We start from the raw sequence: 18,398 nt of genomic DNA, 5'->3' as shown, positions 1-18,398 counted from the left end.
GCGGCGCCCCCCGGGGGGGGGGCCCCCGGACTGCTGGGCGAGATCTACCGCCGGGTAACCCCGCCGGCCGCGCAGTTCTTCTACCGGGGCGCCCGGCGGGAGGGCTGGCGGTCCAGGGGCGACCCGGGGAACGGCCCAGAAGAAAACGGCTTAGAAGAAGCTGTCGTCGTCGCCCTCGTAGTAGTTGTTCACGACCACCTCGGGAGTGTCGTCGCTGAACGCCTCGTTGAGCAGCGCGCCGCCGACGAGGCCGGCCGCGCCCGCGCCGATCAGCGCGCCGGTGCCGAAGCGGCGACCGCCCTGGCCCGGCTGGCCCTGAGCGGGCTGGCCCTGGACCGGCTGCGGATAGCCCTGCTGGACCGGCTGCGGGTAGCCCTGCTGCGGGGTGTAGAACGGCGGCACGGTGGTCTGCACCCGCTGGGCGCAGGCGGCGCAGGTCTCGATCTGGCGCGGCACGCCCCACTGCGGCGACCACAGCACCGCCGTCGAGCCGAGGCCGTGCGAGGGGTCGAAGAAACACGTCACGGGGGAACTCCCTGGTCCTGGCTGGGTCATCGTGGCGGCGGGCGCCACGGCGGGTACGGCGGGCGCCATGGCCGGCGCGGCGGGCACGACCGGAGCCGGCACGGGCGCGGCGGGCACGGGCGCGGCGGGCACGGGCGCGGCGGGCGCCGGTTGCAGGACGTCCACCCCGAAGTCGGCGGCGATACCCGCGAGCCCCGACGCGTACCCCTGCCCGACGGCCCGGAACTTCCAGTCCGCGCCGTGCCGGTAGAGCTCGCCGAACACCATCGCCGTCTCGCTGCCGGCCTCGGCCGCCACGTCGTAGCGGGCCGCCTCGGCGCCGCCGTCCGGGTCGGTGAGCCGGATGTACGCGCCGCGGACCTGGCCGAAGCTCTGGCGCCGCTGCACCGCGTCGTAGACCGCGACCGCGAAGACGATCTTCTCCACCCCGGCCGGGACGTCCGCGAGCCGGACGTCGATCTGCTCCTGGTCGCCGCCGCCACCGGCGCCGCCCTGGTGGCGGACCGAACCGTCCGGGCTCTGCAGGTTGTTGAAGAAGACGAAGTGCTGGTCCGAGACGACCTTCCCGGAGGCGTCGCAGAGCAGGGCGCTGGCGTCCAGGTCGTACCCGGCGCCGGCCGTCCAGCCGAGGCCGACCCGTACGACCCGCAGCCCGGGGGCCTGCTTGCCCAGGGAGACGTTGCCGCCCTTCGTCAGGGCCACACTCATGACACTTCCTCCGCCACCGTTCGAATGACCGCTGTTTCCACTGTTCGACCACGACAACGCTGTAGAGCTCGCGCCGGTTCCCGACTTCCCGTCAGTGCTGGACGGGACGTTCCAGCAGGCCACGGGCCCGCGGCGCGGTCTTGCCGGCCGGGGCGCTCGGGCGGGGCGCCCTGGCGGGGTGTCGGCTCCCGACCTATTGTCAGGTAACATGACACGCCTTCGTCGCGCCGCCACCCTGGCCGCCGCCCTCAGCGGCACGCTCGCCGCCCTGCTCACCCCGGCCGCCGCCCAGGCCGGCCCGGCGGCCTGCCCGGTCGTCGCCACCGCCCCGGTGGACACCGAACAGGCCCGGCTCCAGGACCAGCGGACGACCGCCTTCACCGAGCGCTCCGGCCTGCGCGACCTGCTCCGGGGCTTCCCCGCCGCCCTGTGCGCCGCCCGGAACGCCCGGCAGGCGGAGCGGGTGGCGGGCGCCTGGGGCCGGGCACTCTGGCAGGCCGGGGTGGACCGGGCCCAGGGCCGGCGGCCCAGCGGCGAACTCCCCGCCCGCGACGACCGTCCGCTGTACTGGACCAGGCTCGCCATGACCGTCCAACTGGCCCGCTGGCAACCCGGGTTCGACGTCGACCCGGCCGACCTGCGGGCCCGCTTCGAGGACGCCTCCCGAGGCCTCGACGACGGCTTCACCGCCGCCCCCGGTGTCCGGCGGATCTTCGTCAGCGGCTTCGACCCGTACGGCCTCGACACCGAGCCGCGCCGCGCCAACCCCTCCGGCGCCGCCGTCCTGCAACTGCACGGGCGGCGGATCACCCTCGCCGACGGCAGCCCGGCCGAAGTCCGGGCCGTCCTGCTGCCGGTCCGCTACGGCGACTTCGACGACGGCGTCGTCGAGCGCGCCTTCGGCCCGCACCTCTCCCCCGGCCCGCAGGCCGCCGACCTGATCACCAGCATCAGCCAGGGCTACCCGGGCCTGTTCACCCTGGAGGCCTGGGCCGGGCGGGCCCGCTCCGCCGATCCCGCCACCGACAACACCGGCACGCTCTCCGGCGGCACCCGGCAGCACCCGGTCACCGCCCCGGGCCTGGACGACGGCCCGGAGTTCATCCGCACCACCCTGCCCACCGACGCCATGACGGCCGTCCAGCAGCCCTACCCCGTCCGCCTCAACACCACCGTCACCGAGGTCCCCGAGGGCGGCGTCGACCCCGTCGACCGCGCGGACGGCCCCACCCCCGGCTCCCGCGCTGTCGCCGGTGGCGGCGGCGGATACCTCTCCAACGAGGTCGCCTACCGCTCCAACCGCCTGCGCCTCGACCTAGCCCCCGACCTCCCCGGCGGCCACCTGCACACCCCCGTCCTCACCGGCCTGCCCGCCCAACAGGACCGCCTCACCGCCCCGGAGTTCGAGCAGAACGAGGCCGCCATCGCCGACCAGGTCCGCGAGATCCTGCGCCACGCCCGGTTCTGAGCCCCGGCGCCACGCCCGGTTCCGAGCCCCGGGCCCGCGCGGCGGGCCGGCTACACCGGCCGGGCGAAGCGCGTCCCCGCCGCGCGCGCCCGGGACTCGGCGATCTGCGCGTACGCGGCCTCCCGGTCCGCCCAGTGCGAGCCCTCGACCGACTTGCCGCGCTCCAGGTCCTTGTAGACCTGGAAGAAATGGGTGATCTCCAGCAGGTCGAACTCGCGCAGGTCGCCGATGTCCCGCAGGTCGCCGTAGCGCGGGTCGTGGGCGGGGACGCACAGCACCTTCTGGTCCGGCCCGCGTTCGTCCCGCATCACCCACATGCCGACCGCCCGGCAGGTGATCACGCACCCCGGCACGGCCGGCTCGCCGCCGAGCACCAGCGCGTCCAGCGGCTCCGCGTCGCCGCCGAGGGTGCCCTCGACGTAGCCGTAGTCCACGGGGTAGCGGGTGGCGGTGAACAGGGTGCGGTCGAGGCGGATCCGGCCCGCCGCGAAGTCCATCACGTACTTGTTCCGCGACCCCTGCGGGGTCTCGATCAACACCTCGAACTCCACCGCGGCCTCCTCCTCTGCGTCTGGGGAGATTGTCCGCCGTCCCGGCCGTCCGGGCACCCTCCGCAAACGCCCTCCGCGGCCCGGCGGGGTCCGTTAGCATCCGGATCATGGGGAGTTGGCGTGTCACCGTCCAGGACCACCACCGGCGCAGCGGCGGGCGGCCCCAGGGGCGCCCGGAGGGGCCGCTGGCCCGCCGCGGCGACCTGGCGCTGTACGGCCGGAACGGCGAGATCAGCTGTGTCGACGCCGAAGGCCTGGTCCGCTGGCGCCGCCCCTGCGCGGGGCGCCCGAACGCGGCCCACCTCTCCGGCGGCCGGGCGCTGGTCACCGCCGACTCCTTCGAGTACACCGCCTGGGGCCACCTCGGCCCGGCCCTGCTGCTGGACCTCGACGACGGCGCCCTGGTCGCCGAACTGCGCGGCGAGCGCGGCACGGCCCTGGGCGGCGGCCGCTTCGTGCTCGGCCTGGAGGGCTACGGCACCTTCGACACCTGGGCCTACGACCGGGACGCCACCCTGGTCGACTCCTGGCGCAGCTACGGCCACTACGTGGTCGGCGACGGCCTGCGCGTCGTCGAGACCGACCGCCGCCGGCCGACCGGGAGCCGGGTGGTGCGGCTGCTGCCCGGCGGGGGCATCGAGAGCGGCCCGCTGCTCGCCGACCCGCAGGCCCCCGCGCCGGTGGTGCTGGCCGACGGCACCGTCCTGGTGCTGGACGCGGGGGTGCTGCGCGCCGTCGGGCGCGACCTCGACGCCACCGTGCTCGCCGAGCTGCTCCCGCTGTCCGGCGACGACCTGCACCGGTTCACCGGCACGCTGCGCCGTACGGCCGACGGCCTGGCCGTGACGCTCGTGGAGCGCCACCCGACCCGGATGGGCGGCTACACCACCCACCGCTGGACCCTCGGGCTGGAGTCGCCGAACTAGCGCGCCGGGCTGGTCCCGGGGCCCCCGGCGTTCCTCGGCGGCCACTCTCCGCGACCGCTCCCACGGAGCAGCACCGGGCGCGCGGCCGCTCCGGCGGCGGTAGGACGGACACAGACGTGCCCGGGAGGAGAGACCGTGAAGATCGTCGTCGACCTCAACCGCTGCCAGGGCTACGCGCAGTGCGCGTTCCTCGCTCCCCGAGTGTTCGAGCTGCACGGGGAGGAGGCCCTGCTCTACACCCCGCAGGCCCCCGAGGACCAGCGTGACCGCGTCCGGCGGGCCGTCGCGGCCTGCCCGGTGCAGGCCATCCTGGTCGAGGAGGAGGACCGGTCCGATGTCCGATGACCTCAAGAACGGCCGGATCGTCATCGTCGGCGCCTCGCTGGCCGGTCTGCGCGCCGCCGAGACGCTACGGGACGAGGGCTTCGCCGGGCAGCTGACCGTGGTCGGCGAGGAACGCCTCCCCCCGTACGACCGGCCGCCCCTGTCCAAGCAGGTGCTGCTCGGACGGGTGCGCGCCGAGGAGACCGCGCTGCCCCGGCGCCGCGAGGTGGACGCGCAGTGGAAGCTCGGCGTCCGCGCCACCGGTGTGGACGGGGACGGCAAGCAGGTCCTGCTCGCGAACGGCGAGCAGCTGCCCTTCGACCGGCTGCTGATCGCCACCGGCACCCGGGCCAGGCCCTGGCCGAAGGCCGAGCAGGCCGCACTCGACGGGGTGTTCACCCTGCGCACCGCCGAGGACGCGGCCGGCCTGGCCGAGCGGCTGGACGCCGGCCCGAAGCGGGTGCTGGTGATCGGCGCCGGGTTCACCGGCTCCGAGATCGCCTCCGCCTGCCGGGAGCGCGGCCTGGCGGTGACCGTCGCCGAGCGCGGCCCCGCCCCGCTGGTCGGGGCCCTCGGCGGGGCCTTCGGTGCCCTCGCGGCCAAGGTCCAGCTCGCCCACGGGGTCGACCTGCGCTGCGGGGTGACCGTCTCCGCGCTGACCGGCCGCGCCGGCCGGCTCACCGGCGCCGAGCTCTCCGACGGCAGCCGGATCGAGGCGGACGTCGCCGTGGTCGCCCTGGGCGCCGTCCGCAACACCGAATGGCTGGCCGAGTCGGGTCTCGCCGCCGGTCCGCGCGGGGTGGCCTGCGACGCGGGCTGCCGCGCCTTCAACATGTACGGGATCGTCACCGACGACGTCTTCGTCGCGGGCGACGTCGCCCGCTTCCCGCACCCCCTCTTCGAGTACCAGCTGCTCTCCCTCGAACACTGGGGCAACGCGGTCGCGCAGGCCGAGGTGGCGGCGCACAACATGGTCAGCCCGGGGCCGCAACGGCGGCCGCACCTGAGCGTGCCGTCCTTCTGGTCCAGCCAGTTCGGGCTCAACATCAAGTCCGTCGGCGTGCCCACCTTCTCCGACCACGTGGTCCTCGCCCAGGGCTCGGTCGAGGAGCGCCGGCTCGTCGCGGTCTACGGGTACCGGGGCCGGATCACGGCCGCCGTCAGCGTGAACCGGGCCAAGTGGCTGGAGCACTACCAGCGACTGATCGAGGCCGCCGCGCCGTTCCCGCCCGACTGGGACGGCGTCGAGCCGCCCGCCTCCCGCATCCCGGTCCCCTCCGACGTGCCCGACCCGAAGGTGCTCTCGCACGGCCCGACCGTCGCCCTCACCGGCCACCTGCCCGACCGGCGGCTGACCCTGCGGCGCTGGGGCGGCTGAGCCCACCCGCCACCGCTCGACGGGCGCACGCCCACCGGGCCCCGCCGCCCGTCGAGGACCACCACCACCGCCGCCGCCCGTCGAGGACCACCACCACCGCCGCCGCCCGTCGAGGACCACCACCGCCGCCACCCCCCGAGGAGCCACCGCGCATGGCCGCCGCCGACACCCTGTTCCGCCGGATCACCGACTACGCCAACCGCGCCGACCCCTACCCCCTGTACGCCGAGCTCCGCGACCACGGCGTGGCCCGCCAGGACGACGGCAGCTACCTGGTCGGCACCTACCACGAGGTCGCCGCGCTGCTGCACGACCCGAGGATCAGCTCGGACCGCCGCAACCGCACCGTCCCGGACGAGCTGCAGGGCAGCGTCCCGGTCGCCTTCATCGGCCGGGACGACCCCGAGCACGAACGGCTGCGCACCATCGCCATGCGGCCCTTCGGCCCGCCCCACGCGCCCGACCGGGTCGACGCCATGCACGACGAGATCGCGCGGATCACCGGGGAACTGGTCGACGGCCTCCGGGGCCGCGACCGGATCGACCTGGTCGAGGACTTCGCCTACCCGCTGCCGGTCACCGTCATCTGCCGACTGCTCGGCGTGCCGCGCGAGGACGAGCCGCGGTTCCACGCCTGGTCCGAGACGCTGATCGCGGGCTTCGACCCCACTCCCGACAGCGATCCGTCCGAGCGCCAGCAGGCGGCCACGCAGGCCCGGATGGAGATGGGGCTGTACCTCGGCGAGCTCGCCGAGAGCCGCCGGGGCAAGCCGTCCGACGACCTGCTCTCCGCCTTCGTCAACGACCCCGGCCCGTCGGGCGGCTTCACCCAGACGGAACTGATGGCCACCGCGGTCCTGCTGCTCATCGCCGGGCACGAGACGACCGTCAACCTGATCACCAACGGCGCGCTCACCCTGCTGCGCCACCCCGAGAGCCTGGAACTGCTGCGCGACAAGCCGGAGTTGATGCCGCGCGCGGTGGAGGAGCTGCTGCGCTACGAACCCCCGGTCCAACTGTTGCCGCAGCGCACCGCGCTCACCGACATCGAGGTCGCCGGGGTCACCGTCCCCAAGGGCGCGCCGCTGATCCTGGTGCTCGCCGCCGCCAACCGGGACCCTCTCCGGTTCCAGGAGCCCGACCGCTTCGACCCGACCCGCCCGGACAACCAGCACCTCGGCTTCGGCAGCGGCGTGCACAGCTGCTTCGGCGCACCGCTCGCCAGGGTCGAGGCGCAGCTCGCGCTCACCGCGCTCATCCACCGCCTGGACGGCCCCCGGCTGCTCCAGGACCCGCCCGAGTACCGGCGCAGCCCCGTCCTGCGCGGGCCCCGGCACCTACCGCTCGCGCTCTCCGGGGTCAGGGACTGAGCAGCCCGGGCCCGGGAGGCGGCGTCGGCCTCCCGGGCCCGGGCGCGTTCGGCGACGGCCGGACCGGGCCTACGGGGTGCTGCGCACCACCGGCAGCTCCAGGAAGGACGGGTCGGCTCCGCCGTGCCCGATCCGGTAGCTCGCCCGGCCGTCGGCCGGGAGCAGTTGGAAGGAGTCCGGGTTGGCGGCGGCGACGGTGAGCCGGATCCGCTCGCCGGCCCGGAAGAGCACCGCGACGGGTTGCAGGTCGATGGTGACCTGACGGGCCCGGCCCTGCGGGAAGGGCTCCGCGTCGGTGGCCGCGTAGCTGCGGGGCGTGCGCAGCCGGCGCCAGTCGGGGTTGTCGTCCCGGTCGGCCACGGCCCGGTCGGCGAGGGCGAGTTGGCCCTCGGTCAGATAGGTGACCCGGCCGTCGGGGGCGACGTCCTCCAGGTAGACGTGCAGGGCGCCCTGGGCGGTGCCGTCGAGGCCGGTGACGTCGAGCGTGACGCGGCCGTTGCCGGTCACCCGGGTGTCGCCGGTCAGCGGCGGGGTGGTGTAGCTGAGGAGTTCGGCGTCCACGGCGGCCCGGTCGGGGTAACTGACCTGGTTGCCGGTGAGGTTGGTGTTCCAGCGGTCCAGTGGGCCGGTGCCGGCGGTGGGGTCGAGGCGCAGCAGGTCGGCGCCGGGGCGGTCGTCCGGCTCGGGCCGCCGGCGGCTGAGCGTGGTGTCCTCGCCGAGGTAGAGCCGCTGCGGGCGGGTGCCGGGCAGCGGCCAGCGGGTGGTGGTGCGCCAGACGCCCTCGTTGAAGGTGTAGTAGTGCAGTTGCCGGGTGCCGTCGGGGCGGCCGTCGGCCCGTACGTAGCGGTCGAAGAAGTCGAACGTCCGCTGGGCGATCTGGGCGCGTTCCTGGTCGGTGAGGTGGCGGGCGGGCTGGAAGGGGTCGGCGAGGTAGCCCTGGCCGTGGCTCCACGGGCCGATCCAGGCGTCCTGGGTGTTGGAGAGGCCGGTGAACTGGGAGAGCACGCCGTTGGCGGTGCCCGCGTCGAGCCAGCCGGCGTCGGTGAGCACGGGGACGCCGCCGGCCTCGACGGCGTCGGCCTTCTCGCCGACGCTGCCGACCGTCCAGCTCTTCGGGCCGTCCTGGTAGTCGCGGTAGACGCCGGCCTCGGCCATGTCGACCAGGTTGGCGTTGCCCGCGTGCTCGGCGCGCGCGGCGGCCAGCAGGGCCGGTCCGTCCGGGCCGTCGACCGGCCGGGGCACGGCGCCGGTCAGGCCGGTGGCCGCGCAGACCTGCCGGGTCTGCTCGTCGGTGTCGCAGGTGGTGCCGCCGGCCTGGTCGAGGATGCGCAGCAGCAGCGCGTACGGGGCGATCCGGGGCTCGATGAGCAGGCCGCCGGGGCGTACCAGGTCCTCGTACGGGTCGAAGTCGTAGGAGATCGGGGCGGCGGCGGTGATGTGGTGGTTGCCGAGGGCGGTGGCGAGCATCGCGGTGTCGCCGCCGTAGGAGACGCCGGTGGTGCCGACCCGGCCGTTGGACCAGGGCTGGGCGGCGATCCAGTCGCTGAGCGGGCCGCTGTCGGCGACGGTGTCGGCGCCGAGTTCGGAGCTCAGGGTGCCGAAGGAGGCGCCGGTGCCGCGCAGGTCGGCGACCACGTAGGCGTAGCCGTGGGCGTTCCAGCCGTCGGCGTCGCTGCTGCGGCCGCCGTTGCCGGGTGCGCCGGGGTAGACCCGGGCCCGCCAGTAGCGCTGGGTGACCAGGACGGTGGGCAGGTTCGCGCCGGCCGTGGTGCCCTCGGGCAGCCAGACGTCGACGGCGAGGCGGACGCCGTCGGGCATCGTGACGTAGCGCGACTGGAGGTGCGGCTCGGCGGCCGGGGCGGCCGCGGCGGGCGCCACCGAGAGTCCGAGCACGGCCGCGGCCGCGACGAGCGCCGCCAGCGGGCGGCGCGGGATCCCCCCTGCCCGGCTCACCGGGAGGTCGCCTTCCAGGGGCCTTCCTCGGGCCTGGCCTCGGTGTCGGTGCCGGGCCAGGGCGGCATGGTGACGGCGGCGATCCGCAGCGGCCGGTCGGCGTCCTCGTCGGCCCGGAACTGGAACGCCGTGCCGAGCGGGATCGAGGCCGCCGTCCCGGGCACGAGCCGGACGGTCTCCTCCCGCCCGCCCTGGCGGCGCCACAGCTCCCCGGCGCCCTCGACGACCTGCCACAGCTCCTGCACGGTGGCGTGCGACACCGCGTGCGACACCTGCCCGGGGGCGAGCTCGAACACCGCGAGGCTCCCCTGTCCGTCCAGGACCAGCAGCGGGAACACCGCGGCCCCGTCCGGTGCGCGCACCACCTCGACGTCACCGACGTCCGCTGTCTGGAACGGTTGTTGCACTGGCTGACTGCTCATCCGACCCGGCCTCTCTCGCGTCACGGAGTACCTTGGTCTCGTCCCCCACCGCCGATGAGAACACGCCTCTACACCCGGCCGCCACCCTGAGATGTCCCGTAGTTCGCCGCGCCGGCCTCGCGCCGGTCTCACGCCGGTCTCGGGCCGGTCTCAGCCCCCGGCGGGCGTGCCGAACTCGCGGAGGGCGTCGGTGACGATCGCGTCCAGTCGGGCGTGGTGGGCGCCGCGCCAGTAGGCCTGGCCGCAGTCGACGCACTGGGCGAAGACGTCGTAGGAGCGCTCGGTGCCGTCCCGCAGCTGCTCGCGCACCGAGGTCTTGTCGGCCTCGCGCAGCGTGCCGTTGCAGGTGGTGCAGCGGCTCCACGGATCGAGCGGGGGCGCGAAGCGGGAGAGCACGTCGCGCAGCTGCTCGTTGGGGCGGTGGCTGTAGACGTAGGCGCCGGCCCACAGTTCGCGGCGGCGCAGCAGCCCCCGGTCGCGCGAGAGCAGGACGCGCTGCTCGGCGGCGGAGCGGGCGGCGAGCGCGGCGTCGCCGATGTCCGGGTTCTCGTAGGCGGCGTCGACGCCGAGCAGGCGCAGCCGGCGGGTGAGGGTGCCGAGGTGGACGTCCAGCAGGAAGCGCGGCGGGGTGGGCGAGGGCTGCGGCCGGTCCACGGCCCGGACGGTGACGTGTTCCTCGTCGAGCGGCACGTACGACCCGGGCACCGGCCGGCCGTCCACCAGCAGGGTGCCGACCTCGGTGAGCGGGACACCCAGGGACTCGACGACGTGGCCGAGCGTCGAGGTGCCGTCGGTGCGCAGCGCCGAGCGGCCGGCCCGCCGGGGCCCGGAGACGAAGAGGTGCAGCTCGGGGGCGAAGTCGAGCCAGATCTGGGGTCGGTCCACGCGGCCAGCATGCCAGCGGGCGGCGGCCCGGGCCACCGGTTTCCGGTCAGCCGTCGGAGCATTCTCGGGCGGGCTCGCGGTGGGGGCGGCGGGCGACTGGGGCGGGGCCTGGTGGGCGGGGGCGGCGAGGAGGGCGCCGGGGCGGCGGGGAAGGCCGGTGAGAAGGGCACCCGGCCGGCGCGGGCGGCCGCTACGGGACCGCGACGGCGGAGGCGACCGGCGTCGGGCGGCCCCGGTCGCGGTCCCGCTCGGCCCAGCGGACGACCGGCCCCATCGCGTACCCGGCCGCCAGGAAGAGGCCGCCCAGGACGAGCCAGCCCGCGAGCCCGCCGTCCAGCAGCAGGGTGGTCAGCAGCAGCGGCCCGAGGGTGCGGGCGACGGCCACGCCGGTGCCGAAGAAGCCCTGGTACTGGCCGATCCGCTCGGGCGGGGCGAGGTCGAAGCTGATCTGCCAGGAGCCCGCCGACTGCCGCATCTCGCCGATCACCTGGAGGACGGAGGCCGCCACCAGCAGCGCGGCGACCGCCCACACCGGGACGTCCAGGGCCGACAGGCCGAACACCGCGCAGGAGGCGAGCAGCACCACCCCGGCCGAGCGGACGGCCCGCGCGGCCGGGCCCAGGCCGGTGACGCCGCGCGCCGCCCGGACCTGGAAGCCCAGCACGGCCAGGGTGTTGAGGACGAACAGGGCCGAGCCGAGCCAGCTGATCCCGGGCGCCCGGTCGGCGATCCAGAGCGGGATGACCAGGCTGAGCAGCGGCATCCGCAGCAGCAGCACGGTGTTGACCAGCGCGACGGCCGCGTACCGGCGGTCGCGCAGGACGGCCAGCCGGGGCCCGGCGGCCGACCGGGCCGGGGCGGGCGGGGCTTCGGGCAGCCGCAGCAGGATCAGCGCACCGGCCAGGAAGCCGAGCGCCGTCACCACGAAGGCGCAGAGGAACGCGGCCCGGGTGCCGACGGTGAGCGCGATGCCGCCGATGGCGGCGCCGACGGCCAGCCCCCCGTTGAGGGTCGACTGGAGGTGGGCGAGCAGCCCGGTGCGCTGGGCGGGCGGCACCAGGGTGGCGACCAGCGCCTGCCGGGCGGCGGTGAGCCCGGACTGCGTCGTGGCGTAGAGGCAGACCGCGACCAGGAACGGCCCGTAGGAGCGGATCACCAGGAAGGCGGCGACCACCACCGCCGTGGCCAGGGCGAGCGCCACGGCCGTCCGGCGCGGGCCGCGGCGGTCGGCGAGGGCGCCGAGCGGGACGCCCGCCAGCGAGCCGAGCGCCCAGGCCACGGCGAGGCCGGCGCCGAGGGCGGTCGCCGACATGCCGACGATGTGGGTGAAGTAGAGCGCGGAGCAGGTGTAGTAGGCGCCGTCGCCGACGGCGCTGGCCAACTGGGCTGCGGCGAGGGTCCGTTGGGGCCCTGCGGGCGGGATGAGGGCGGGCGCCGGGGCGCTGCTGGTCGACACGGGTCTCCTGGCTGGGGGCGGCGCGCGCGCCGGGTGTTCGCAACGGTTCGCGGCCCAGCCTAGGCAGGAGGCGGACCGGCGGTAAGGTCCAGTGATCACGGAACTCCTTGGTCCACTTCCGGGCCCCACCGCACCGGCGGGCGAGCCCTGAACCCCCGTACGACGGCGGCGAATCGCTCCTCCCGCGGGCCCGGAACCGGCCCCGGCCGTACCGCCGCCGCCCCCTCCGTACCCGCTCCGAATCCGCCTCGCCCAACGGCCTTCGGGCATCACCGACCCCGCCGAAGGGCCAAGTTTTGCCGTATTGACCGGTCAGTAACGCCCTCCTATGCTCAACGGCATTCGCGATCCGGCACCGGGCCCGGCGCCGCCGTGCCCGCCCGATCCGCCGCCGTCATCGGCTCGAAGGGCTCTTCCCATCAGCACCTCCATCGCCCGCTCGGACGACACCGGCCACCCGGGCACCGCACGGGACGACGCCGGCACCCGCCGCCGCCGGTTCCTCACCTACCTGCTGGCCGCCCCGACCCTCACCGTCGGCGCCCGGCTCGGCCTCGACGCCGCCGCGCCCGCCACCGCGCGGGCCGCCGTCCGCGCCGCCGCGGCCGCCCAGGACGCCGCCGCCCCCTCGCAGCTGATCGGCCTGCCCGGCATCCCGGACATCCTCGACCTCGGCGACGCGCTGATCATCGCCGGCCTGCCGACCTCGCACCTGCTCGTCCTGGAACTCACCGCCGCCGGGCGCGCCGTACTGCACCTGCCCCGGCTGGAGGTCGGCCAGGGCCTCACCACGGCCATCGCGATGCTCGTCGCCGAGGAACTCGACGCCCGGATCGGCGACGTGGACGTGCCGCTCTCCGACGGCCGCCCCGAACTGCTCTTCAACCAGCTGACCGGCGCCTCCAACTCGGTGCGCTCGCTGTACGACCCGGTGCGCGCCGCGGCCGCCGCCGCCCGCGCCCGGCTGGTGACCGCCGCAGCGCGGCGCTGGAACGTTCCGGCAGACACCCTGCGCACCGCCGACTCCGCCGTCCTCGCCCCCGACGGCCGCCGCGCCGGCTACGGCGACCTCGCCGCCGAGGCCGCCGCCGTCGCCCTCCCCGCCGTGTCCAGCTCCCCCAAGAGCGCCGACCAGTTGCGCCTGGTCGGCCGGCCCACCGGCCGGATCGACGCCCGCGACATCGTCACCGGCCGCGCCAAGTACGCCGGGGACCTCGCGATCCCGGGCGCCGTCCCCACCGTGGTCGCCCGCCCGACCACCATCAACGGCACGCTCAGGACCCTGGACGCCTCCGCCGCCCGCGCCATGCCCGGCGTGCTCGGCGTGGTCCGGATCCCCAGCGGCGTCGCCGTCCTCGCCGAGACCTTCGACCAGGCGCTCAAGGCCCGCGACGCGCTGCGCACCTCCTGGAACCCGGGCCCGGTCGCCAACCTGTCCACCTCCGACATCCGCGGCCAACTGCGCGCCGCCCACGCGCCGTTCCTCATCCCCCCGCTGCTCACCCAGTACGTGGACGGCGAATTCGACTTCGCCTTCGTCAACCACGCGCCGATGGAGGTGCTGACCGCCGTCGCCGACGTGCGGCCGAACCGGGCCGAGCTGTGGTTCGCCGCGCAGGCGCCGATCGTCGCCCAGCAGGCCATCGCCGCCGAACTCGGCCTCCCGCAGAACGCCGTGACCGTCCACGTGGTGCGCGGCGGCGGCTCGTTCGGCCGGCGCCTGTTCTTCGACGCCGCCCTGGAGGCCGCCCAGATCTCCAAGGCCGCGGGCCGACCGGTCAAACTCATGTGGACGCGCAACGACGACATGCGCCACGGCCGGATGCGCCCGGCCAGCCACCACCGGATCCGGGCCACCTACGCGCTCGGCCAGGTGCTCAGCTACGAGCACCGCGCCGCCACCGTCAAGACCGACTTCCGGCACGGCCTCGGCGAGATGCTCACCGCCGCCGGCTTCAACCTCTCGCTCGCCGGGCTCAGCCTCGCCCAGGTCTTCTTCCTGCTCAGCGAGAAGAACCCGTACAACGTCGGCATCCCCACCCAGCTGCTCGCCGAAGTGCCGCTGGACATGCACACCGGCAGCTGGCGGTCGGTCTACTCCGGCACCGTCCGGGTCGCCGACGAGATCATGATGGACGAACTCGCCCGCCGGATGGGCCAGGACGCCGTCGCGTTCCGCCGCGCCCGACTGCGCAGCGCCGCCGGCCGGGCCATCCTCGACACCGTCGCCAAGGCCGGCGACTGGGGCCGCCCGATGCCCCCCGGCCACGCCCAGGGCATCGGCTACCACGACGAGAACAGCGGGTGCGCCGCCTACCTCGTCGAGCTGGACGCCACCGACCCGGCCGACCCCAGGGTCACCAAGGCCGTGATCGCCGCCGACGTCGGCCGGGTCATCAACCCCCGGGGCCTGGAGGCCCAACTGACCGGCGCCCTGATCGACGGCATCTCGGTCATCCTGCAAGCCGGCAACCACATCGACAACGGGGCCGTGCGCGAGGGCAGTTACGCCGACTTCCGGTACGCCCGGCAGCGGCACACCCCGCCGGCCGTCGAGATCCACCTCATGCCGCCGAGCGGAGCCCCCGGCGGCGCCGGCGAGTTGGGCGTCCCGGCGGCCTCCGCCGCGGTCGCCAACGCCTACGCGCGCGCGACCGGCACCAGCCCGCGCTCCTTCCCGATCAACTTCTGACTCCCCCAGCCAAGGAACTCCACCACCCCATGCCCACCCACACCTTCGTCCTCAACGGGCACCCCGTCACCGTCGAGGCCCCGGACGACATGCCGCTGCTCTGGGTGCTGCGCGACAAGCTCGGCGTCACCGGCCCCAAGTACGGCTGCGGGGTGGGCGTCTGCCGCGCCTGCACCAGCCACCTGGACGGCGAGGAGTTCCAGCCCTGCACCCGCTCCGTCAAGGACTGCGAGGGCCACCGCGTCACCACCATCGAAGGCCTGGCCGACGGCGACACCCTGCACCCCGTCCAGGAGGCCTGGCTCGGCTGCGACGTCGCCCAGTGCGGCTTCTGCCAGCCGGGCCAGATCATGACCGCCGTCGCCCTGCTGCGCCGCACCCCGAACCCGACCGACGCGGACATCGACCAGATCCAGAACATCTGCCGCTGCGGCAGCTACCCGCGCATCCGCGAGGCCATCAAGCAGGCGGCGGCCCGGCAGTCCTCCGGCTGACGGCACGCCACCCCGCCCGGGGCACGGGCGGGGTGGACGGGGTCAGCGGGTCGTCAGCACTCCCGCAGGCCGTTGTGGAAGTACCAGTTGCCGTCGGCGTACGCGCCGTAGACGTAGGACGTCGGGATGAAGTTGCCGTTCGTGCCGGCCACCTGGTACCAGACGTTGCCCTGGTTGTTGATGTCCTCGCCCCTGGTCCAGCACTGGATGTAGATCTCGTCCGACGACCACGAGTACGACCCCAGGTCGCCGACGGTCTTGGACGCCCAGGAGTACTGCTGCGAGTAGACGCCCACGCCGTGGCCGCTCGCGTGGTAGCGGAGCTGGTACCAGCCGTCGGCGAACGCGCTGCCCGCCGAGACGCCCACCGCGCCGGCGGCCACCGCCACCACGGCCGCCGCGGTCGCACCACGGCGGCCGATCTTCTTGAGGATGCCCTTGGTCATCTCAATTCCCCTTTTCGGTCGGACCGTTGCGCCGCCCCGATGGCCGCGGCGACTGGGACAGCTGACCCGACATCCCACGGTGTTCGGTACCGCCTGACGGAAACTGACAACAGCTGACACCGGCCGACGACCGCGCCGAACACCCCGTCCACCCAACCGGAGTCCGTCGATCACGTAACGCCGCGGTCACGCGTCACTATGATCCGTACGCGACAAGCAACACCGGTCGCCGCTGGATCTGACATCTGACAACAGGGGGACGCCATGGCGGAGCAGGAGTCGCAACCCGCGGAGAGAGAGCCGGCGCCGAGCGCGGCGGAGGCCCTCGCCGCCGAGCTGCGCCGGTTGCGCCTGGAGGCGGGCCAGCCCTCGTTCCGCACGATGGCGAAGACCGCCGGCTCCATCTCCCACACCACGCTCTACGAGGCGGCTTCCGGCTCGCGCCTCCCGTCCTGGACCACGACCAGGGCCTACGTCCGGGCCTGCGGCGGCGACGAGGCCGAGTGGCACCGCCGGTGGACCGCCGCCGCCGACGAGGGGTCGACCCCACCAGCCCTACCGGCCCAACCTGCCCCGCCGGCCTCACCGGTCGAGCCCTCGGGACCGCCGGTCGCCGCGAACACCACGGCCGACAGCACGGCCGACACCACGACCGTCACCAGGGCCGACAGCACGGCCGCCTCCGCCGCCGAGCCCCCGGCCGGACCTGGCCGCGGCCGCCACCGGATCTGGACCCACGCGTTCTGCCTGCTCCTCGGCGTGGCGCTCGGCGTCGGCAGCACGCTCGCCGTGGTCGGCTTCCGCACGCCGGACGCCCCACCCCCGTCCGCGCACGGCTGCCCGTCCGGGGACACCGAGTCCGCACCCGCCGAGGCGGCCGCCCGCCCCGCGCCGGGCCCGCGGCCGGCGGCGGCGCGCACGGCCACCGACGACAGCGCACCGTCCTGGGCCTCCCGGGTCGCCTTCGACCAGCAGGCCGTCTCCAGTACCGAGGTCGTCCTTCCGGTGCTCTCCCCCGTCACCCCGGGTGACGCCCTGGTGGTCACGATGATGCTGACCAGCACCTGTCCCGGGGCGGTCACGGTCACCGACAGCCGGGGCGACCGCTTCCGGATCGTCGGGGACGTCACCGACTCGCTCCGGCACCGGGTGCTGCTCCTCGCGGCCTTCGGGGCGGCCGCGCTGACCGCGGAGGACTCGATCCGCGTCGCCCACCCGCGGGCGAGCAAGTACCACGTCGCCGTCGACGAGTTCCGCGGTGTCTCCGCCGTCCGGGCCGTCGGCCGCGCCTCCGGTGACGCCGGCGGGACGACCTTCTCCACCGCGGCCAACGCCGCCGCCTGCGCGCCGGGCGACCTCCTGGTGAGCACGGTCGGCAGCAACAGCGGCAGCGCCCCCGAATTCGGCACCAGCTGGACCAGCCTGCCCGCTCTGCGGCTCTCCTCCTACCGCCTCACCACCGCCCACCGGATCGCGACGGATCCGGACCACTGCGCCGCCACCGGACAGACCACCTCGCAGTGGGGCGCCGTCCTCGCCGTCCTGCGCTGAGCGCCCACGCCGCTCCACCACCCCTGGCCCGACCGGTCCAGACCATTTAGGCTGACCGCACCTCAACCACCCCGCCACCGAGGGATACTGGATGATCAGGCGCCGTTCACTGCTGGCACTCGCAGGCCTGGGCGGCGCCGCAGCCCTGCTGCCCGCCGGGCCCGCCCAGGCAGCTCAGGCCGCCCGGCCGCGCACCATCGACCTGCCCGCCCCCACCACCGGCCGCCCGGTCGGCACGACCACCCTGCACCTGGTCGACCACGACCGCCCGGACCCGTTCGTGCCCGCCGCCGGCCCGCGCGAGCTGATGGTGCAGCTCTGGTACCCGGCCCGCGCCGCCGCCGGCCGCCCCCGCGCGCCGTACACCACGCCCCGGGTCGCCGCCGCCGTCGATCAGCGCCTGCCGCTGGATCCGGGCACCATCGCGGCCGTCCGCCCCACCGCCCGCGCCGACGCGCCCGCGCTCCCCGGCCCGCTCCCCCTGCTGCTGCTCGGCCACGGCCGCACCGGCTTGCGCAGCAACTGCACGGCGCTGGCCGAGGAGTTGGCCGCCCACGGCTACCTCGTCGCGTCGGTCGACCACACCTACGACGCCCTCGCCGTCGAGTTCCCGGACGGCCGGCTGGTGCGCACCGCGCTGGAGGACGAGCCGGCCGACTGGGAGGCCGCCGAGCGCCGCGAGATCGCCGCCCGGGTCGCCGACCTCCGCTTCGTCACGACCGAACTGACCGAGCGCCAGGACCGTTTCCACGTCGACGGCGGCCGGATCGGCGCGCTCGGCCACTCGATGGGCGGCTCGGCGGCCGCCGAGGCGATGCGCCAGGACGAGCGGTTCCGGATCGGCCTCAACCTGGACGGCGGCCTGTTCGGCTCACCCGTTCCGGACCTCGGCCTGGACCGGCCCTTCCTCCTGCTCACCTCGCTCGCCGACCACGAGACCTGGCAGCGCTGGCGCAGCCACCAGCACGCCTGGGGACGCCAGTTGCACACCCTCGGCGCCGGCCACCTCAGCTTCACCGACCTGCCGCACGCCGCCCTCCCCGGCAACCTGCCGGGCCACCTCCCCGCCGACACCTACGCCGCGCTGCTCGGCACCATCGCCCCGGCCCGGGCGACCGCGCTCACCCGCGCCTACACCCGGGCGTTCGCCGACCACTTCCTCCGCGGCCGCCCCGCGCCCCTCCTCGACGGCCCGTCACCGCGCTTCCCGGAGGTCGAACTCCGCTGGAGCCGCGACTGACGCCCGCCC

General features: G+C 75.3%; 16 protein-coding genes. 9 read left to right on the top strand and 7 right to left on the bottom strand.

Features of this window, described 5'->3' with window-relative positions; genetic code table 11:
* Window positions 1-150 precede the first annotated feature (150 nt).
* Window positions 151-1,233 carry a TerD family protein gene (locus ACFWPT_RS30265; RefSeq protein ID WP_380485616.1) on the bottom strand — a complete coding sequence of 361 codons (1,083 nt, stop codon included), beginning with the start codon at window positions 1,231-1,233 and terminating at the stop codon, window positions 151-153.
* Window positions 1,234-1,441: 208 nt separating this feature from the next.
* On the opposite strand from ACFWPT_RS30265, the gene ACFWPT_RS30260 reads away from it, so the two are divergent.
* Window positions 1,442-2,701, top strand: a complete 1,260-nt coding sequence (locus ACFWPT_RS30260; RefSeq protein ID WP_380485614.1) for a pyroglutamyl peptidase — start codon at window positions 1,442-1,444, stop codon at window positions 2,699-2,701.
* A gap of 50 nt (window positions 2,702-2,751) precedes the next feature.
* Here the strand turns inward: ACFWPT_RS30260 and ACFWPT_RS30255 are convergent, their stop codons facing one another.
* Window positions 2,752-3,252 (bottom strand): inorganic diphosphatase, encoded by a 501-nt coding sequence (locus tag ACFWPT_RS30255; protein WP_363374548.1) that lies wholly within the window; start codon window positions 3,250-3,252, stop codon window positions 2,752-2,754.
* 107 nt (window positions 3,253-3,359) lie between these two features.
* On the opposite strand from ACFWPT_RS30255, the gene ACFWPT_RS30250 reads away from it, so the two are divergent.
* The 4 genes from ACFWPT_RS30250 to ACFWPT_RS30235 all read left to right on the top strand — a co-directional run bounded on the left by ACFWPT_RS30250 (window position 3,360) and on the right by ACFWPT_RS30235 (window position 7,250).
* Window positions 3,360-4,178 (top strand): hypothetical protein, encoded by an 819-nt coding sequence (locus ACFWPT_RS30250; protein WP_380485612.1) that lies wholly within the window; start codon window positions 3,360-3,362, stop codon window positions 4,176-4,178.
* 135 nt (window positions 4,179-4,313) lie between these two features.
* The gene (locus tag ACFWPT_RS30245; protein WP_063350495.1) at window positions 4,314-4,523 is read left to right on the top strand and encodes a ferredoxin; all 210 of its coding nucleotides are present in this window, start codon (window positions 4,314-4,316) and stop codon (window positions 4,521-4,523) included.
* The gene (locus ACFWPT_RS30240) at window positions 4,513-5,880 is read left to right on the top strand and encodes an NAD(P)/FAD-dependent oxidoreductase (RefSeq protein ID WP_380485610.1); all 1,368 of its coding nucleotides are present in this window, start codon (window positions 4,513-4,515) and stop codon (window positions 5,878-5,880) included. Before ACFWPT_RS30245 ends, ACFWPT_RS30240 begins: the two co-directional genes overlap by 11 nt.
* 152 nt (window positions 5,881-6,032) lie before the next feature.
* On the top strand, window positions 6,033-7,250 hold the full coding sequence (locus ACFWPT_RS30235) for a cytochrome P450 (protein WP_380375350.1): 1,218 nt from the start codon (window positions 6,033-6,035) through the stop codon (window positions 7,248-7,250).
* Between the two features lie 69 nt (window positions 7,251-7,319).
* Here the strand turns inward: ACFWPT_RS30235 and ACFWPT_RS30230 are convergent, their stop codons facing one another.
* The 4 genes from ACFWPT_RS30230 to ACFWPT_RS30215 form a co-directional block, all read right to left on the bottom strand.
* Window positions 7,320-9,203, bottom strand: coding sequence for a CocE/NonD family hydrolase (locus ACFWPT_RS30230; protein WP_380485608.1), 1,884 nt, complete (start codon window positions 9,201-9,203; stop codon window positions 7,320-7,322).
* A complete protein-coding gene (locus ACFWPT_RS30225) occupies window positions 9,200-9,625 on the bottom strand; it encodes a cupin domain-containing protein (protein WP_380375348.1) in 426 nt (141 codons plus the stop codon). The genes ACFWPT_RS30230 and ACFWPT_RS30225 overlap by 4 nt, the downstream gene beginning before the upstream one ends.
* Before the next feature lie 150 nt (window positions 9,626-9,775).
* On the bottom strand, window positions 9,776-10,510 hold the full coding sequence (locus tag ACFWPT_RS30220) for a Mut7-C RNAse domain-containing protein (protein WP_063351639.1): 735 nt from the start codon (window positions 10,508-10,510) through the stop codon (window positions 9,776-9,778).
* A 190-nt stretch (window positions 10,511-10,700) separates the two neighbouring features.
* A complete protein-coding gene (locus ACFWPT_RS30215; RefSeq protein ID WP_380485606.1) occupies window positions 10,701-11,966 on the bottom strand; it encodes an MFS transporter in 1,266 nt (421 codons plus the stop codon).
* A 328-nt stretch (window positions 11,967-12,294) separates the two neighbouring features.
* On the opposite strand from ACFWPT_RS30215, the gene ACFWPT_RS30210 reads away from it, so the two are divergent.
* The gene (locus tag ACFWPT_RS30210; RefSeq protein ID WP_380485604.1) at window positions 12,295-14,658 is read left to right on the top strand and encodes a molybdopterin cofactor-binding domain-containing protein; all 2,364 of its coding nucleotides are present in this window, start codon (window positions 12,295-12,297) and stop codon (window positions 14,656-14,658) included.
* 29 nt (window positions 14,659-14,687) lie between these two features.
* Window positions 14,688-15,152, top strand: a complete 465-nt coding sequence (locus ACFWPT_RS30205) for a (2Fe-2S)-binding protein (protein ID WP_063350491.1) — start codon at window positions 14,688-14,690, stop codon at window positions 15,150-15,152.
* A gap of 53 nt (window positions 15,153-15,205) precedes the next feature.
* On the opposite strand, the gene ACFWPT_RS30200 is transcribed toward ACFWPT_RS30205, so the two are convergent.
* Entirely contained in the window at window positions 15,206-15,598 is a 393-nt protein-coding gene (locus ACFWPT_RS30200; RefSeq protein ID WP_380375341.1) for a hypothetical protein, read from the bottom strand.
* A 264-nt stretch (window positions 15,599-15,862) separates the two neighbouring features.
* On the opposite strand from ACFWPT_RS30200, the gene ACFWPT_RS30195 reads away from it, so the two are divergent.
* The gene (locus ACFWPT_RS30195) at window positions 15,863-17,149 is read left to right on the top strand and encodes a helix-turn-helix domain-containing protein (RefSeq protein WP_380485602.1); all 1,287 of its coding nucleotides are present in this window, start codon (window positions 15,863-15,865) and stop codon (window positions 17,147-17,149) included.
* A 91-nt stretch (window positions 17,150-17,240) separates the two neighbouring features.
* Window positions 17,241-18,389 carry an alpha/beta hydrolase gene (locus tag ACFWPT_RS30190; RefSeq protein WP_380485600.1) on the top strand — a complete coding sequence of 383 codons (1,149 nt, stop codon included), beginning with the start codon at window positions 17,241-17,243 and terminating at the stop codon, window positions 18,387-18,389.
* The last annotated feature ends 9 nt before the right edge of the window (window positions 18,390-18,398 follow it).

The sequence above is a fragment of the Kitasatospora sp. NPDC058478 genome (assembly GCF_042720345.1).
GTDB lineage: Bacteria > Actinomycetota > Actinomycetes > Streptomycetales > Streptomycetaceae > Kitasatospora.
The sequence above is the reverse complement of the archived record's forward strand: the minus strand, read 5'-3'. Positions and strand labels throughout refer to the sequence as shown.

What these genes read in the sequence shown, in the direction of transcription:
- ACFWPT_RS30265 (WP_380485616.1), bottom strand. Translation starts at nt 1,233, where the DNA reads ATGAGTGTGGCCCTGACGAAGGGCGGCAACGTCTCCCTGGGCAAGCAG.
- ACFWPT_RS30260 (WP_380485614.1), top strand. Translation starts at nt 1,442, where the DNA reads ATGACACGCCTTCGTCGCGCCGCCACCCTGGCCGCCGCCCTCAGCGGC.
- ACFWPT_RS30250 (WP_380485612.1), top strand. Translation starts at nt 3,360, where the DNA reads ATGGGGAGTTGGCGTGTCACCGTCCAGGACCACCACCGGCGCAGCGGC.
- ACFWPT_RS30240 (WP_380485610.1), top strand. Translation starts at nt 4,513, where the DNA reads ATGTCCGATGACCTCAAGAACGGCCGGATCGTCATCGTCGGCGCCTCG.
- ACFWPT_RS30235 (WP_380375350.1), top strand. Translation starts at nt 6,033, where the DNA reads ATGGCCGCCGCCGACACCCTGTTCCGCCGGATCACCGACTACGCCAAC.
- ACFWPT_RS30225 (WP_380375348.1), bottom strand. Translation starts at nt 9,625, where the DNA reads ATGAGCAGTCAGCCAGTGCAACAACCGTTCCAGACAGCGGACGTCGGT.
- ACFWPT_RS30210 (WP_380485604.1), top strand. Translation starts at nt 12,295, where the DNA reads ATGCTCAACGGCATTCGCGATCCGGCACCGGGCCCGGCGCCGCCGTGC.
- ACFWPT_RS30205 (WP_063350491.1), top strand. Translation starts at nt 14,688, where the DNA reads ATGCCCACCCACACCTTCGTCCTCAACGGGCACCCCGTCACCGTCGAG.
- ACFWPT_RS30200 (WP_380375341.1), bottom strand. Translation starts at nt 15,598, where the DNA reads ATGACCAAGGGCATCCTCAAGAAGATCGGCCGCCGTGGTGCGACCGCG.
- ACFWPT_RS30195 (WP_380485602.1), top strand. Translation starts at nt 15,863, where the DNA reads ATGGCGGAGCAGGAGTCGCAACCCGCGGAGAGAGAGCCGGCGCCGAGC.
- ACFWPT_RS30190 (WP_380485600.1), top strand. Translation starts at nt 17,241, where the DNA reads ATGATCAGGCGCCGTTCACTGCTGGCACTCGCAGGCCTGGGCGGCGCC.